This is a genomic window from Amycolatopsis ruanii, assembly GCF_003385175.1.
In the GTDB taxonomy this organism is placed as follows: Bacteria; Actinomycetota; Actinomycetes; order Mycobacteriales; family Pseudonocardiaceae; genus Amycolatopsis_E; species Amycolatopsis_E thermalba.
Window position 1 is genome coordinate 15,600 of record NZ_PQHY01000042.1, and the last position, 16,356, is coordinate 31,955.

11 protein-coding genes, 1 pseudogene and 1 riboswitch are annotated in these 16,356 nt (G+C 74.0%); of the genes and pseudogenes, 3 read left to right on the plus strand and 9 right to left on the minus strand.

Annotated features, from left to right (window positions below; translation table 11 throughout):
* Positions 1-50: 50 nt before the first annotated feature.
* Positions 51-1,271 carry a DUF885 domain-containing protein gene (locus D0D28_RS21670; RefSeq protein WP_240323297.1) on the minus strand — a complete coding sequence of 407 codons (1,221 nt, stop codon included), beginning with the start codon at positions 1,269-1,271 and terminating at the stop codon, positions 51-53.
* 406 nt (positions 1,272-1,677) lie between these two features.
* A complete protein-coding gene (locus D0D28_RS21675) occupies positions 1,678-3,333 on the minus strand; it encodes a DUF885 domain-containing protein (RefSeq protein ID WP_116111839.1) in 1,656 nt (551 codons plus the stop codon).
* A gap of 98 nt (positions 3,334-3,431) precedes the next feature.
* On the opposite strand from D0D28_RS21675, the gene D0D28_RS21680 reads away from it, so the two are divergent.
* The 3 genes and pseudogenes from D0D28_RS21680 to D0D28_RS21690 all read left to right on the plus strand — a co-directional run bounded on the left by D0D28_RS21680 (position 3,432) and on the right by D0D28_RS21690 (position 5,821).
* A complete protein-coding gene (locus D0D28_RS21680) occupies positions 3,432-4,490 on the plus strand; it encodes an AsnC family protein (protein ID WP_094005947.1) in 1,059 nt (352 codons plus the stop codon).
* 128 nt (positions 4,491-4,618) lie between these two features.
* Positions 4,619-4,841 (plus strand): annotated as a pseudogene (locus D0D28_RS37700) (IS982 family transposase); the annotation flags it as partial.
* 38 nt (positions 4,842-4,879) lie between these two features.
* A complete protein-coding gene (locus D0D28_RS21690; RefSeq protein WP_116111841.1) occupies positions 4,880-5,821 on the plus strand; it encodes a LysR family transcriptional regulator in 942 nt (313 codons plus the stop codon).
* Positions 5,822-5,840: 19 nt separating this feature from the next.
* Here D0D28_RS21690 and D0D28_RS21695 read toward each other — a convergent pair whose 3' ends face one another.
* The 7 genes from D0D28_RS21695 to ileS all read right to left on the minus strand — a co-directional run bounded on the left by D0D28_RS21695 (position 5,841) and on the right by ileS (position 16,237).
* Complete coding sequence (locus D0D28_RS21695; RefSeq protein WP_094005945.1) at positions 5,841-6,767, minus strand: RluA family pseudouridine synthase; 927 nt, start codon at positions 6,765-6,767, stop codon at positions 5,841-5,843.
* Positions 6,764-7,339 (minus strand): signal peptidase II, encoded by a 576-nt coding sequence (gene lspA, locus D0D28_RS21700; RefSeq protein ID WP_116111844.1) that lies wholly within the window; start codon positions 7,337-7,339, stop codon positions 6,764-6,766. The genes D0D28_RS21695 and lspA overlap by 4 nt, the downstream gene beginning before the upstream one ends.
* A gap of 72 nt (positions 7,340-7,411) precedes the next feature.
* Positions 7,412-8,734, minus strand: coding sequence for an aminotransferase class V-fold PLP-dependent enzyme (locus D0D28_RS21705; RefSeq protein WP_116111847.1), 1,323 nt, complete (start codon positions 8,732-8,734; stop codon positions 7,412-7,414).
* A 35-nt stretch (positions 8,735-8,769) separates the two neighbouring features.
* Positions 8,770-8,884: riboswitch (SAM riboswitch) on the minus strand.
* A 46-nt stretch (positions 8,885-8,930) separates the two neighbouring features.
* Positions 8,931-10,409 (minus strand): potassium/proton antiporter, encoded by a 1,479-nt coding sequence (locus D0D28_RS21710; RefSeq protein ID WP_116111849.1) that lies wholly within the window; start codon positions 10,407-10,409, stop codon positions 8,931-8,933.
* Between the two features lie 287 nt (positions 10,410-10,696).
* A complete protein-coding gene (locus D0D28_RS21715; RefSeq protein ID WP_094005942.1) occupies positions 10,697-11,386 on the minus strand; it encodes an ArsR/SmtB family transcription factor in 690 nt (229 codons plus the stop codon).
* A 44-nt stretch (positions 11,387-11,430) separates the two neighbouring features.
* Positions 11,431-13,008, minus strand: a complete 1,578-nt coding sequence (locus D0D28_RS21720; RefSeq protein ID WP_116111852.1) for a penicillin-binding transpeptidase domain-containing protein — start codon at positions 13,006-13,008, stop codon at positions 11,431-11,433.
* A gap of 58 nt (positions 13,009-13,066) precedes the next feature.
* The gene (ileS, locus tag D0D28_RS21725) at positions 13,067-16,237 is read right to left on the minus strand and encodes an isoleucine--tRNA ligase (RefSeq protein WP_116111854.1); all 3,171 of its coding nucleotides are present in this window, start codon (positions 16,235-16,237) and stop codon (positions 13,067-13,069) included.
* Positions 16,238-16,356: the final 119 nt, after the last annotated feature.

The following is a 16,356-nucleotide window of genomic DNA, read 5'->3' on the forward strand; positions in this document are numbered from 1 at the left end:
CGATGCCACCTTCTGTCCTAAGCGTGCGCTTACCTGTCGTGCGAGCCACCCTACCGGCTGGTAATCCAGTCCGAAACCACCCGGTCGAGGACCGGCAGCGGGAGGATGCCGTGTCCCAGCACGACGTCGTGGAACTCGCGGATGTCGAACCGCTCCCCCAGCGCCCGCTCCGCGCCCGCGCGGATCCGGTCGATCTCCAGCCGTCCCGTCATGTAGGACAGGGCCTGGCCCGGGCAGCCGGCGTAGCGGTCGGTCTCCTCCTCGATCTCCACCGCCGCCATGGGCGTGTTCTCGCGCAGGTAGTCCACCGCCTGCTGCCGGGACCAGCCCAGGGCGTGCAGGCCGGTGTCCACCACCAGCCGCGCGGCGCGCATCGCGTCCTGGGTGAGCATCCCGAGCCGGGCCACGTCCCCGGTGTAGAGGCCCATCTCCTCGGCCAGCCGCTCGGCGTAGAGGCCCCAGCCCTCGGTGTAGGCGTTGACGCCGGCGACGCGGCGCAGCAACGGCAGGTCCAGCCCGAGCGCCAGCGACAGCTGGAAGTGGTGCCCGGGAACCCCCTCGTGGTAGGCGATCGCCTCGCTGACGTGCCGCAACCGCTCCCCGGCGTGGAAGGTGTTGGCGTAGTAGATGCCCGGCCGGGAGCCGTCCAGCGCCGGTTCGACGTAGTAGGCGATGGTGCCCGCGTCGGCGTCGCTTTCGGGCACCGGGCGCACCTCGCACCGCGCGGACGGGATCGTCTTGAACCACCGCGGCGCCTCGGCCTCCGCCCGCTCGATCGCGGCGCGCGCGGCGGCCAGCAGTTCCTCGCCGCTGCCCCACCGCAACGCGGGATCGGTGCGCAGGCGGCCGAAGATCTCGGCCGTCTCGGCCGTCCCGAACACCCGGCGGCCGATCGTGCGGAACTCCCCGGTCAGGTCGGCCATCAGCGCCAGCCCGATGTCGTGCAGCTCCTGCGCGGTGCGCTCGGTGGTGGTGTGCGCGCGGATCAGCCCGGCGTAGCGCGCCAGGCCGCCCGGCTGCCAGCACAGCCCGGCCTCCGCCGCCGGCCGGGCCCGCGGCCGCAGCTCCCCGGCGAGGAACTCGCGGTAGCGGGTCAGCGCGGGCCGCACGACGCCGGCCAGCAGCGCGTCCCGCTCGGCGGCCGGCGTCTCCGACCCCACGTCGAGTCGCAGCGACGGCAGCTCCGGCGCGGCGAGCATCCGGTCGAAGTAGCCGATCGCCGCATCGACCAGGAAGTCCGGCGGGACCACGTCGCCGGACTGCCGTTCCACCACCTGGTCCACGAAGGACGGGAACGCGGCGAGCCGGCGAGGAAGCCCCGTGCCCGGGCCTCGCCGGTCACGTCGATCATCGGCAGGGTCATCAGCAGCAGCTGCACCGGGGCGGTGAAGGCGCCGCTGACGGCGAACTCGGGCAGCCGCGCGTCGAGCAGGTCGACGGCGGCCCGGGCCTGCTGGACCACGACGTCGCGGGTCAGCGATTCCTCCGGCCCCGGCGGGGTGGCCGCTTCGGCCCGGGCGGCGATGTCCAGGTAGGCCGCCCGGTGCCGCACCTCCGCTTCGGCGGTGAGGTCGGGCAACCGGTCGTGGTCGCCGGGCAGGCCGAGCACCGACGGGCGCAGCGGATCGGCCTCGAACATCCGGCCGGTGAGCTCCTCGGCGAGCGCGTCCACCTCGCTCATGCCCGCTCGATCCACTCGTCGACGACGGCCGCCAGCACCGACAGCGGCAGCGCGCCGCCGCCGAGGACCAGGTCGTGGAAGGCGCGGATGTCGAACCGCTCCCCCAGCGCCTGCTCGGCCCGCGCCCGCACGCGCTGGATCTCCAGCCGCCCCACCATGTACGACAGCGCCTGGCCCGGGTAGGCGATGTAGCGGTCCACTTCGGACTCGATCTCCACCTGCGGCATCGGGGTGTGCTCGCGCAGGTAGTCCACCGCCTGCTGCCGGCTCCAGCCCTGGGCGTGCAGGCCGGTGTCGACGACCAGCCGCCCGGCGCGCATCGAGTCCATGGTGAGCATGCCGAGCAGCGCGATGTCGTCGGAGTACAGGCCCATCTCCGCGGCCAGCCGTTCGCTGTAGAGGCCCCAGCCCTCGGCGTAGGCGTTGAAGTCGCCGATCCGGCGCAGCAGCGGCAGGTCGGTCAGCGTCAGCGCGGTGGAGAGCTGGAAGTGGTGGCCGGGGATCGCCTCGTGGAACGCCATCACCTCGGCGGCGTGCCGGAACCGTTCGGTCACCTCGTGGGTGTTGGCGAAGTAGATTCCCGGCCGCGAGCCGTCGACGGCGGGCTGCAGGTAGAACGCCGCCGGCCCGCCGGGCGCTTCGGCCGCGGGCACCGGCTCCACGACCCACGGGTGCGGCGGGATCCGGCCGAACCAGCGCGGCGCGGCCTCCTCGGCGCGGCTGATCGCCGACCGCGCGGTGCCGAGCAGTTCCTCCGCGCTGCGCCAGCGCAACCCCGGATCGGTCCGCAGGCGCCGGAAGATCTCGGCCAGGTCGTCGGTGCCGAACACGCGGGAGCCGATCTCGCGGTACTCGCGGGCCAGCTCGCCGATGAGGCGCAGCCCGGTTTCGTGCAGCTCGTCCGGAGTGCGGTCGGTGGTGGTGTGCGTGCGCGCCAGGGCGGCGTAGATACGCTCACCGCCGGGCAGCCAGCACACGCCGGGCTTCTCCGGCGGGCGCCCGTGCGGAGCGATGTCCGTCGCCAGCGCGTCCCGGTAGGCCGCGAACGCGGGCCGCACGACCTCGGCCAGCACCCGGTCACCCTCGCCGGCGAACTCCTCGCTCGGCGCGGGCTGGCGCAGCAGCGGGTCGGCGTCCGGCGCGGCCAGGTAGCGGTCCAGGTGCGCGACCGCGGCGCGCACCAGGTGCTCGACCGGGACCCGCCCGGCGGCGACGCCCGCGCGGTGCCGGTCGGCGGCCTGCTCCAGGTACCGCGGGATCGCGGCGAGCCGGTCGAGGTGGCGGCGGCCCTGCTCGTCGTCGGGCACGCCGATCATCGGCAGGATGGTCAGCAGGCCGACCGCGGGGGCGACGAAGATGTCGCTGATCGTGAACTCGACCAGGTGGGTGTCCAGCCGGTCCAGGTTGCCGCGGGCCTGGGTGAGCAGCACGTCCCGGGTCACCCGGTCCTCGGCGCTCAGCGTGGACGCCTCGATCGCCTCGGCGCGCCGGACGAACTCCTCGAGCCGGCCGCGGTGGGCGGCCTCGGCCTCGGCACTGAGCTCACCGAGCCCGGTCCGGGCGGACTCCAGCCCCAGCACCGCGGGCCACAGCGGCTCCGCGTCGAAGAGGGCTTCCACGAACTCGTCGGCGAGCTTCACGACCTCGGTCATCCATCCGTCCCAGTGTCGTCGGGGTGCGCGTCCCGCCAGCCTAGAACCTCGGAGGGCCGGGCCGGGGTGACCGAGGCCAGCGGGTAGCGTTTCCTGCTGTGGCCGTGACCGATCCCGCCGACGCCCGCCTGCTCGCCGCGCTGGCCGAGCTGGGCAAGGTGGCCGTGCACGAACTCGCCGCCCGCGTGGGCATGGACCCGCGGGAGGCCGCCTACCGGCTGGTCGCCCTCTCCGGCAGCGGGCTGCCGCTGCTGGTCGGTGTGGAGAGCGACCCGCAGGGCCTGCGCGCGGCGCTCGCCGGGGCGTTCCCGGCGGCGCAGCCGCAGACGCCGCAACCGGCGCCCTACCCGGTTCCGCCCGCCGGCTACCCACCGCCGTCCGGTGCCGTGCCGGCCGGGTACCCGAACGCGCCGTCCCACCCCCAGTCCGGACCGGTGCCGGCCGGGTTCGCCCCGCCGGGCGCGCCCCCCGCGCCCGGCTACCCGCCGCCCGCCAGGCCCGCCGCGGGTTTCGCTGGGCAGAACGGCCCCGGCCGCGGTGTCCCGCCCGGTGGTGTGCCGTCCGGGCCGTACCCGGTCCCGGCGCCGCCCGCCGGGGGCTCGGGGCCGTACCAGGTCGCCGGTGTCGCGTCCGGGCCGTATCCGGCGCCGCTGGACCCGGTGATCAGCACGTGGGGCCCGCCGCAGACGGCGTCCTGGGCCCGCGGCGACCAGCGGCCCGCGCCACCGGCGGGCCCGCGCACCGGGAAGATCGGTGACAGCCTGGCCGGGCAGGGTCTCGACGGCGAGCAGCTCACCGTGCAGCTGCTGGAGGTGCAGGACCCGGCGGACTACCTGTTCGGCGCGGCCGGGTACCGGCTCGAACCGGGTGAGCGGGCGGTCGTGGTGCACACCGAGGTCACCAACAAGGGGCCGATCCCGTTCGTGTCGCTGCCGGACAACTACCTGGAGCTGCTCACCGAGGACGGCACGCCGGTGGGGAAGGCGCCGGTGTCGCTGACGTCCCGGCCGCCGCACAAGATCGGGGTCCAGCCCGGCGAGACGGCGGGCGGGCACACGGTCTACGTGCTCCCCGAGTCCACCCGGGTGGTGGCGGTGCGCTGGAGCCCCCGCCCGGAACCGGACGACCGCACCCTCACCTGGTCGCTGGAGGACTAGACGAGTGAGTCCTATGACGCTGGCGGTAGCGCAGGTGCTGCCGGGAGCGCGCTCGCAGGCCCGATGGTTGCGGTGTGTGCCCGCCACCTGCCCCGACGCGTTGCCTTACCGGCCCGGCCAGTCCGGGGCCAGGACTACTGACCCTGGCCGGCAAGAGCTACGCCTCCCGCGACCCGGACACCTCCCGCACCGACCGCGGGGTGCGGCTGCTGCGACCGTCCTACCGCAACCGAACCCCACACCCCCGCCCAGCACCTGCTCGAGCCGGCCCGGCAACTGACCGAACCGGTCAGCAACACCCCCAAAGGCCAACTCGATCTCGAACTCATCTGGCACAACCGCCGCCCGGGGAGCCACAACCGGTGGTTGAGCCTGCTTAAGCTGGCCCGGTGGACACCGAGGCACTGCGATCGTTCGTGCTGGCCGCCGAGCTGCGGCAGATGCAGCACGCGGCGGACGAGCTGGGCGTGACGCAGCAGGCGGTGTCGAAGCGGATCGCCGGCCTGGAGCGCGAACTCGGGGTCCGCCTGTTCGTCCGCACCGCCCGCGGCGTCGAACCGACGCTCGACGGGCAGGCGTTCCTCCCGCACGCACGGGGCATCGTCGCCGGGGTGGACCGGGCCGTCACCGCGACCCGGCCGGGCTCGCGGGCGCTGCGGATCGACGTGCTCGGCCTGCGCACCGCCCAGGCCGTCGTCCTGCACGAGTACTGGCGGTCCCGTCCCGGGACCGAACTCGATGTGGTGACCCTCCGGGTCGACGACCCGCACGTGGTGGCCGCCGCCGTGCAGGCCGGCGAGGTGGACGCCGCGTTCCGCGGCGTCACCGATCCGGCCACGCTGCCCGGCGAGGTGCGGATGATCCACGCGTTCGACTCGCCGCTGGAGCTGCTCGTCGGCCCCAGGCACCCGCTCGCCGCCGAACGCGCGGTGACGCCGGACCGGTTGCGCGGCCTGCCGATCCGGGTGCCCGGCATCGCGCCGCGGAGCGAATGGGGTGTGTTCTACGACCAGCTCGCCACGGAGTTCGACCTGCGCATCGACGCGGCGGGCCCGAACTTCGGCAACGAGGTGCTCGCGGACGCCCTCGCCGAGTCGGCGGACCTGGCGACCCTCGTCGGCGCGCGCGACCGCTACCTGTGGCCGGCTCAGCACGACCTGCGCCGCATCCCGATCGTGAACCCGGCGCTGGTCTACCCGCTCTCGCTGCTGCTCCCCCGGACGAACCCGCACCCGGGCCTGCGGGCGGTCATCGAGCACTTCGCGAGTCTGCCACCGCTGACCGGCCCGGCCTGGCTGCCGTCCTGGGCCCGGAACCGCGCTACCGGGTGACCCGTAACGGGCGGGCCGCCTAGCTTTCCGCCCGCAGCACGTCCAGGGCGTGCGACAGGTCCTCCGGGTAGGGCGCCTCGAACTGGACCCAGCGGCCGTCGGCGGGGTGGGCGAAGCCGAGGGTGCGCGCGTGCAGCCACTGCCGGGTCAGGCCGAGCTTGCGGGCCAGCACCGGGTCCGCGCCGTAGGTCAGGTCGCCGGCGCACGGGTGCCGCAGCGCCGAGAAGTGCACCCGGATCTGGTGCGTGCGGCCGGTCTCCAGCTTGACGTCCACCAGGGACGCCGCGCGGAACGCCTCGATCACCTCGTAGTGGGTGACCGACGGGCGGCCCCCGGCGACGACGGCGAACTTGTAGTCGTGCCGGGGGTGCCGGTCGATCGGGGCGTCGATCGTGCCGCGCGTCGGGTCCGGGTGGCCCTGCACGACGGCGTGGTAGCCCTTGTCGACGGTGCGTTCCTTGAACGCGCGCTTGAGCACGGTGTAGGCGTGCTCGCTCTTGGCCACGACCATCACGCCGGTGGTGCCGGCGTCGAGGCGGTGCACCACACCCTGGCGCTCGGCCGCGCCGGAGGTGGAGACGCGCAGCCCGGCCGCGGCGAGCCCGCCGACGACGGTGGGCCCGGTCCAGCCGGGGCTGGGGTGCGCGGCGACGCCGACCGGTTTGGCCACGACCACGATGTCGTCGTCGTCGTGGAGGATGCGCAGGCCCTCGACCGGTTCGGCGATCACCTCGACCGGGTTGTCCGGGTCGGGCAGGGTCACCTCGAGCAGCACCCCGGCCGAGAGGCGGTCGGACTTGCCGGCGGGACGACCGTCGAGCAGGACGTCGCCGGACTCGGCCAGCTCCGCGACGACCGTGCGGGACAGGCCGAGGAGTTTCGCCAGGCCCGCGTCCACGCGCATGCCGTCGAGCCCGTCCGGGACGGGCAGCATCCGGGCGCTCAACGCTTGGCTTTCTTGACGGAGCCGTCGTAGTCGCGGCCGAGCAGGGACAGCAGCACGATCAGCACGCCGCCGACGCAGATCGCCGAGTCGGCCACGTTGAAGACCGGCCACACGTCACCGTCGGGCGCGAACAGCGACACGAAGTCCACGACGTGACCGCGCAGGACACCGGGCGCGCGGAACACGCGGTCGACGAGGTTGCCGAGCGCGCCGGCCAGGATGAGCCCGAGGCCGATCGCCCAGCCGGCCGAGCGCAGCCGCTTGGCGAACCAGATCAGCGCGACGACCACCCCGAACGCGACGATCGCGAACACCCAGGTCATGCCGGTGACGCCCAGGCCGAAGGCGGCGAAGGGGTTGCGGATGAGCTGCAGGTAGACGAGCCCGCCGAGCACCCGGACCGGCTCGTGCCCCTCCAGGGTCGCCACGACGACCGACTTGGTCACGACGTCCACCGCGAACACGACGATCGCGATCACGGCCAGCAGCAGGGCGCGCCGCCGGGGCGGGGGCGCCGGCTGCTCGTCCGGCACGGTGTCCGGGTCCGGGGAGGGCTGGGGGTCACTGCTCACCCCGCCATTGTCCACGCCTGCCGGGAGGGCCCCCGGCGCAGGCCGGGAAACGCCCGGAACCGCCCACACCGCTCAGGCCAGAAACCCCGGCAACGGCCGCGGATCCGGGCACGGCGCCCACCGGCCCTCCACCACCCCGTAGGTCCACCGGGCGCCGCGGGCGACGATCTGCCGAAGCGCGGTCACCAGCCGGTCGATGTGCTCGGCCGTGGTGCCCAGCCCGAGGCTCACCCGCAGCGCCTGCTGCCCCTCCCCGCCGGTGCGCTCCACCAGCCGCCGCACCGCGATGTGCGCGCAGAACGCGCCGTCGCGCACGCCGATGCCGTACTCGGCCGACAGGACCGCCGCCACCCAGCCCGGCTCGAACCCGTCGAGCACGAAACTCACCGTGCCGACCCGCTCGGCCGCGCCGTCGAACAGCCGCAGCTCCGCCAGGTCCGGCACCGCCGCCAGCCCCCGCGTCAGCCGCTCCAGCAGCTCCCGCTCGTGCGCCACCACCGCGTCCCACGACCCGGCCAGCTCCTCGCACGCCACACCGAGCGCGTACACGCCCACGGTGTTGGGCGAACCGGCCTCGTGCCGCTCGACCCCGCTCTGCCACGCCACCCCGAGACCGTCGCCGTCGCGGCGCACGGACTTCGTCGCCCCGCCGCCGGCCAGGTACGGGTCCGCCGCGCGCAGCCAGTCGCCCCGCCCGATCAGCGCGCCCGCCCCGAACGGCGCGTACAGCTTGTGCCCGGACAGCACGACGTAGTCCACGTCCAGCTCCCGCACCGAGATCGGCCGGTGCGGAGCCAGCTGCGCGCCGTCCAGGGCGACGCGCGCGCCGTGCCGCCGGGCCACCGCCGCGATCTCGGCCACCGGCAGCAGCTCGCCGGTCACGTTCGACGCGCCGGTCACGACCACCAGCCGCGGCCCCTCCGGGCACTCCGCCAGCGCACTGTCCACAGCGGACACCGCGGCCAGGCGCGTGTTCGGCAGCGGGATCCGGCGCACGTTCGGGCCGCGCCACGGCAGCAGCGCCGCGTGGTGCTCGGTGTCGAACAGCACCACCGACGTGTGCCGGGGCAGGCTGCGGGCCAGCAGGTTCAGCGCGTCCGTGGTGTTGCGGGTGAACACGACCGCGTCCGAGGACCGCGCGCCGACGAACCGGCGCAGCACGTCACGGGTCCGCTCGTAGACCTTTGTGGACACCTGCGAGGCGAACCCCGCGCCGCGGTGCACGCTGGCGTAGTGGGGCAGGAACTCGTCCACCGCGCGCCGCACGGACTCCAGGCACGGGGCGCTGGCCGCGTGGTCGAGGTTGGCGTAGTCCAGCTCCCCGCCGGTGACCAGCGGAACGGCCGCGGCTGCGGTGACGGCGGGGGTGGTGACGCGATCGAGAGCGAGAGTCATCGGAACGGCTCCTCGGGTCCGGGGACCCGCACCGGGGTCCGCGCTTGCCCGCCGCACCTCGCGACGAGCCAGGTCCTCACCCGGGGCACCCCACCGCGGAAGGAGGGTTGCCGGCCAGCGAGCCGGGGCTTGGCGCTGGCACTCATGACCTACGCCGACACAGTAACCGATCGTCCCCGCGGCGCGCCAGCGGGTCTCACGTGCCGGACTCGCCCTTCCAGCGCGCCAGCGGCCCGGCCCGGTCCACCGCGCGGATGCGCCGCTCGGCCGCCTCCCGCGCGGACTCGGTGCTCACGATCAGGATCTGGTCCCCGCGCTGCAGCCGGTCGGTGCGCTGCGGGGTGAAGCTGCGGCCGTCGCGGACGATCAGGCTCAGCGACGCCCCGGACGGCAGCCGCAGCTCGGACAGGTACACGCCGTGCAGGCGGGAGCCGGGCTGGATCTTGACCTGGAGCAGCTCGGCCTGCAGCTCGTCCAGCGGCGCGGCGTCGACCTGGACCTCCTTCGGCTCCGCGTCCCCGGGCAGCCGGAGGATCCGCGCGAGGCGGCCCAGCGTCAGCCCCTGGACGAGGGTGAGCACGATCACGAGCACGAACACGGCGTCGACGAGCCGTTGCGCACCGGCCATCTGCTCGGACAGCGGGATCATCGCCAGCACGATCGGCACCGCGCCGCGCAGCCCCGCCCAGGACAGGAACACCTGCTCGCGCAGCGGAACGCGGAACGGCAGCTGCGTGACGAGCACCGACACCGGGCGCGCGAGCAGCAGCAGGACCGCGGCGGCGATCAGGCCGGGCACGATCGACTCCAGCAGCCGCCCGGGTGAGGCGAACAGGCCCAGCAGCACGAACAGCCCGATCTGGGCGAGCCAGCCGAGACCCTCCGCGAAGGACACCGTGTCGGACCGGTGCGGCAGCCGGGCGTTGCCGAGCACCACCGCGGCGACGTAGGTGGCCAGCAGCCCGGACGCGTGCAGCAGCTGCCCGGACGAGTAGGCCACCACGCACACCGCGACCGTCGCGAGTGGATAGAGACCGGTGGCGGGCAGCGCCGAGCGCCGCAGGGCCCAGGCCCCGGCGAAGCCGAGCACCAGGCCGAGCGCCAGGCCCGCGCCCAGTTCGTAGACCACCAGCAGCGGCAGCGACCAGTCCACCAGGGTGCCCTGGGCCAGCACGACGACCGCGATGTAGGCCGGCGCGTCGTTGATGCCGGATTCCAGTTCGAGGGCGCCCACCAGTCGTTTCGGCAGGCCCGCGCTGCGCAGCACGGAGAACACCGCGGCCGAGTCGGTGGGGGCCAGCACCGCGCCCCACAGCAGGGCGGTCCGCCAGTCCAGGCCGAGCAGCCAGTGCAGGGCGGGCCCGGTGATCGCGATGCTCAGCCCGACCGCCACTGTGGACAGTGCCACTCCCTGGCCCAGCGCGGGTTTCACCGCCGACCAGCGGGTGGTCAGGCCACCCTCGGTGAGGATCATGACCAGGGCGGCCAGGCCCAGCGCCTGGGTGAGGAACGGGTCGGAGAACTGGATGCCGAACCCGGCTTCGCCGAGCAGCACGCCGATCGCGAGGTACAGCAGCAGCGACGGCAGGCCCAGGCGGGTGGAGAAGCGGACCGCGAGGACGGCGGCCAGCAGGACGGCCGAGCCCAGCCCCAGCACGACCGGCAGCTCGCCCACCCGCACCTCCCCTGCCCGGTTTCTCCGGCTCTCAGAATAGGGAGGCCAGGCGCTCTGCCGCGCCCGGTGGGTCCCCCGGCAGCGCGACGAGCTCGTCACGCTGCCGTTCCCCTTGCCGGGCAACGAGATCACGGACACGCACGCGGAGTACCGGGGCGAGCACCGTCCGCCGCGCCGCCGACGGCAGGTGCGCAGCCGGTCACGAGGAGTACCCGGCCGCGACTCCCAGACTCGGCTCCCAGCGAAGGCCACGCGAGGCGAGGGCCGGGCCGCCGACAAGCCACACCTCACCCAGTCCCCGGGCGCTCGGCCGGTAATTCCACCCCCAGGCGCGCCAGGGGCTCCGCCGCGGCGGGCGTCACCCGCACCGCGCGGTCCGGGCGCCGCTCGAACCAGCCCTGCTCGACTCCGTGCGTGAACAGCGCCGCCGGGAGCGCGCCGCCCAGGTGGTCGCGGCGTTCGGTCCAGTCCAGGCACGCTCGCAGCAGCGGGCGCCGCCCCGTGGGGATCCGCACCCCCAGCTCACCGAGCACCTCGCGGCCGCGCGCGGTCAGCGCCAGCCCGGCACGCTCCGTGATCAGCCCGGTCCCGATCATGCCGTCCCGCAGGGCCACCCCGGCGGCCCCGGCCAGGTGGTCGTAGCAGGTGCGCGCGAACGCCAGCCGCCGGGCGCGCAGGGACCCGCGCAGGCCCGAGGTGGACCGGTGCTCGGCGTGCTGCGCCAGGTGCTCGATCAGCTCGGCCACCCGCGGGTCGGCGATCCGCACGTAGGAGTGCCGCCCCTGCTTCACGCCCGCGACGAACCCGGCCTCCCGCAGGCGGCTGACGTGCTCGCTCGCCGTCGACGGGGCGATCCCCGCCGCGCGGGCCAGCTCACCGACCGTCCACGCGCGGCCGTCGAGCAGCGCCAGGCACATCGCCGCCCGGCTCGGGTCGGCGAGCACCGCGGCCACCTCGGCCAGCGCGATCGTCTCCACACCGGCCACCGTAGCCACCGGACGCATCGGCCCGGGCCGAAACGTCAGCCCAGCGCGCCCAGGAACACCGACGACACGGTCACCGCCGGCTTCGACGAATCCGACCCGAGCAGCAGCACCGCGAACGCCACGTCGTCGCGGTACCCGGCGAACCACCCGTTGGACCGGCTGCCGTCGCCGAACTGCGCCGTGCCCGTCTTGCCGTACACGGCGCCGTTGCCCCGCAGCCCGGTCGCGGTGCCGCCGGTGACCACCTCACGCATCATCGTCCGCAGCGCGGCGATCACGTCCCGGGACGGCGCCCGGTAGCCGGTGTTCACCGTGGTCTCCAGCTCCTGCCACAGCCGCGGCGTCACCTCGTCGCCGCGCGCGACGGTCGCCGCCATCAGCGCCAGGCCGAACGGGCTGGCCTGCACCGTGCCCTGCCCGATCGCCGACTCGACCTGCTCCGCCCCGCTCGTGCTGGGCACGACCTTGCCGGCCTCGGTGGTGATGCCGGGGATGGTGAAGTCGGCGTTGAGGCCGAACCCGCTCGCCGCGTCGGCCAGCGCGTCGGCCGGCAACGTCGAGGCGAGCTGGGCGAACGTGGTGTTGCACGAGTGCGCGAACGCCGAGTGCAGCGGCAGCGGCGGGAAGGAGAACTGGTCGTCGTTGGGAATCGTGCGCTGCCCGATGCGCGCGGTCGCCGGGCAGTCGGCGATCGTGTCCGCGGTGGCCGTGCCGGACTCCAGCAGCGCCGCCGCCGTGGCGATCTTGAACGTCGACCCCGGCGCGTACAGGCCGTTCAGCGCCTTCGGCTCGGCCCCGGCCGCCGCGTTCTGCGCCACCGCGAGCAGGTCACCGGTGGAGGGCTGGATCGCCACCAGCATCGCCGGGCCCGCCGCCGAGTCGACCGCCCGCTGCGCCGCCGCCTGCGTGGGCAGGCTCAGCGTCGTGGTCAGCGGCGCCACCTCGACCTCGCCCTGGCCGAACAGCGTCTCCTGCACCGCGCCGTCGAGGTCGGTGCTCACCACCGACCAGCCGTCCTGCGACCGCTCGGACACCGTCCGCTGCATCGCCGGCACCAGCAGCGGCGCCACGCCCGGCTCGGCCGCCCGCGTGCCCGACGACTGCCAGGCCAGGACCGGGCGGCCGTTGCGGTCCACCACCGCGAGCTTGCCCGCGCGCGTGCGCACCGCCAGCTGCTGCCCGGTGCGCAGCTTCGGGTGCACCACCGCCGGGCTCCAGTGCACGAGCCAGCGGCCGTCGGCGGAGACCAGGTCGAGGGTGTTGTCGTAGGACCACACCTGCCCGGCCGCGATCGTCCAGCCGAGCTGGAACGCCGCGGTGGCCCGGGTGGCGCCCGGCGTGACCTGGCCCAGCCGCGCCGCGACCGACACCGGGGCCAGGCCGCGGCGCCGGTCGGCCAGCAGCACGCTCGCCGCGCGCGGGTCGTCGGTCAGCGCCGCGGCCGCGTCGGCGTCGCCCTCGGCGAAGGCGCGCAGGAACTTCGACGCGACGGTGCCCGGATCCTCCGCGCCCGAGCCGCTGGCCCGGGGCTTCTCCGGCGAGGAGCCACCCCACACCACGACCACGGCCGCCACGACGATCGCGACGACCGCGGCCGCGCCACCCGCCAGCACCCACCTGCGCCACGTCACCGGCGATACCCCCTGTTGGTGTTTCCCGGTCTGTCGGGCATCAGGGTGCCTTCGTTACCGCCACGGTGATCTTCTCCCCGTCGCCGACCGCACCCGAGAACCCGCCGTCGACGTGCGCGAACGCCACCTCGCCGGCGAGCGTCTCGCCCGCGATGAACTCCTGGTGGAGCGTCGCGGCGTCGGCGACGTCCTCCGGCGCGTCCACGGTCAGCGCGATGCGGTCGGCCACGTCGAGCCCGGCGTCCCGGCGCGCCTGCTGCACGACGCGGACCAGGTCGCGCGCCACGCCCTCGGCGGCCAGCTCCGGGGTCACCGCGGTGTCCAGCTGCACCAGGCCGGAGCCGCCGGGCAGCTCCGCGGCCGCGCCCTCCTCCTTGGCGACCAGGCGCCGCTCGTACTCGCCCTCGGCGAGTTCGATGCCGGCCGCCACCACCGCGCCGGACGGCGAGGTGGTCCAGTCGCCCGCCTTGACGGCCTTGATCACCTTCTGCACGTCGCGGCCCAGGCGCGGCCCGGCGGCACGGGCGTTGACCGCGACCTCGAACCGGCCGTGCGCGGCGACGTCGGTGCTCAGCTCGACCGCCTTGACGTTGACCTCGTCGGCGATGATGTCGGTGAAGTCCGCCAGCGCGTCCGCGTCACCGGCCGCGATGACCAGCTTCGCCAGCGGCAGCCGCACCCGCAGCTTGTTCGCCTTGCGCAGCGACAGCGCCGACGAGCACACCTGGCGCACCCGGTCCATCGCCGTCATCGCCGCGGCGTCCGCGGGCAGCTCGTCCACCAGCGGCCAGTCCTGCAGGTGCACCGACCGGCCACCGGTCAGCCCGCGCCACACCACCTCGGTGGTCAGCGGCAGCAGCGGCGCCATCGTCCGCGACACCACCTCCAGCACCGTGTGCAGCGTGTCGATCGCGTCCTTCTCGCCGGCCCAGAACCGCTCACGCGAGCGGCGCACGTACCAGTTCGTGAGCACCTCGAGGAAGTCCCGGGTGGTCGCGCACGCGCCCGCGATGTCGCAGGTGTCCAAAGCGGACTGCACGTCGGTGACCAGCTCACCGGTCTTGGCGAGGATGTAGCGGTCCAGCACGTGCGGGGAATCGGTGCGCCACTGACCTTCCACGCCCTCGGCGTTGGCGTACAGCGCGAGGAAGTAGTAGGAGTTCCACAGCGGCAGCACGGCCTGGCGCACCGCGTCGCGGATGCCCTTCTCGGTGACGATCAGGTTGCCGCCGCGCAGGATCGGGCTGGACATCAGGTACCAGCGCATCGCGTCCGAGCCGTCCCGGGCGAACACCTCGTTGACGTCCGGGTAGTTGCGCAGCGACTTCGACATCTTCTGCCCGTCGGAGCCGAGCACGATGCCGTGCGCGACGCAGGTGAGGAACGACGGCCGGTCGAACAGCGCCGTCGCCAGCACGTGCAGCGTGTAGAACCAGCCGCGCGTCTGCCCGATGTACTCGACGATGAAGTCACCCGGGTAGTGGTGCTCGAACCACTCCGCGTTCTCGAACGGGTAGTGCACCTGGGCGTAGGGCATCGAGCCGGAGTCGAACCACACGTCCAGCACCTCGGGCACCCGCCGCATGGTGGACTTCCCGGTCGGGTCGTCCGGGTTCGGCCGGGTGAGCTGGTCGATGTGCGGGCGGTGCAGATCGGTCGGCCGCACGCCGAAGTCGCGCTCCAGCTCGTCGAGCGAGCCGTACACGTCCACGCGCGGGTACGCGGGGTCGTCCGACATCCACACCGGGATCGGCGTGCCCCAGTAGCGGTTGCGCGAGATCGACCAGTCGCGCGCGTTCTCCAGCCACTTGCCGAACTGGCCGTCCCTGACGTGCTCGGGGTACCAGGTGATCTGCTGGTTCAGCTCGACCATGCGGTCCCGGAACGCGGTCACCTTGACGAACCACGACGACACCGCGCGGTAGATCAGCGGGTTCCGGCAGCGCCAGCAGTGCGGGTAGGAGTGCTCGTAGGTCTCGTGCCGCAGCAGGACCGCACCCTGCCGGGCGGCCGAACCGGTGCCGTACTTGAGGTCCTTGATGATGTCGGCGTTGGCGTCGAACACCTGCTGGCCCTCGTAGTCCGGCACGGTCGCGTCGAAGCGGCCGCGCGCGTCCACCGGGGTGACCGGAGTGATGCCGGCGGCGTCGCCGGCGGCCTTGTCGTCCTCGCCGTAGGCCGGGGCCATGTGGACGATGCCGGTGCCGTCGTCGGTGGTGACGAAGTCGGCCAGCAGCACCTGGTGCGAGTTCTCGGCGCCGACGAAGTACGGGAACGGCGGCGCGTACTTCACGCCCGCCAGCTCGGCGCCCCGGTGGCGCGCCACCACGACCGGCTCCTCGCCGAGTTCCCTGGCGTAGGCGGGAAGCCGCGACTCGGCGAGCAGGAAGCGCTTCCCGTCGCGCTCGACCACGGCGTAGTCCACGTCCGGGTGCACCGCGACCGCCTGGTTCGACGGCAGGGTCCACGGCGTGGTGGTCCAGATCACCAGGTACGTGCCGTCCAGCTCGGTGCCGTTGCCCTCGGCGCGGAACCCGACCGTCACGGCCGGGTCCTGGCGGCTGGCGTAGACGTCCTCGTCCATCCGCAGCTCGTGGTTGGACAGCGGGGTCTCGTCGCGCCAGCAGTAGGGCAGCACGCGGTAGCCCTCGTAGACCAGGCCCTTGTCCCACAGCTGCTTGAACGCCCAGATCACCGATTCCATGAAGGTGATGTCGAGCGTCTTGTAGTCGTGCTCGAAGTCGACCCAGCGGGCCTGGCGGGTGACGTAGTCGCGCCACTCGTTCGTGTAGCGCAGGACGGATTCGCGGCACGCGTCGTTGAACGCGGCGATGCCCATCTCGTCGATCTGCGACTTGTCGGTGATCCCGAGCTGCCGCTCGGCCTCCAGCTCGGCGGGCAGGCCGTGGGTGTCCCAGCCGAAGCGGCGCTCGACGCGGCGGCCGCGCATGGTCTGGTACCGCGGCACGATGTCCTTGACGTAACCGGTCAGGAGGTGGCCGTAGTGCGGCAGGCCGTTGGCGAACGGCGGGCCGTCGTAGAAGACGTACTCGTTGCTGCCGTTCGTCCCCGGTTCGCGCGCGTCGATGGTGGCCTGGAAGGTCCGGTCGGACTCCCAGTAGGCCAGCACGCTGTTCTCCAGCGCCGGGAAGGACGGCTGGGACGGGACCTGGCCGGCCGGGCCGTCGCCGAGCTGAGCCTTCGGGTACATCGGTGCGCTCCTCGCGGGTGCTCGTCGCTCTCGTGGCGGATCCTCGGCGGATCCAGCACGGGGACGAAAAGGCGCCACCTGAGCGCGCTTCCGCGGTACCACCCCGTTTGCCCGCTCAC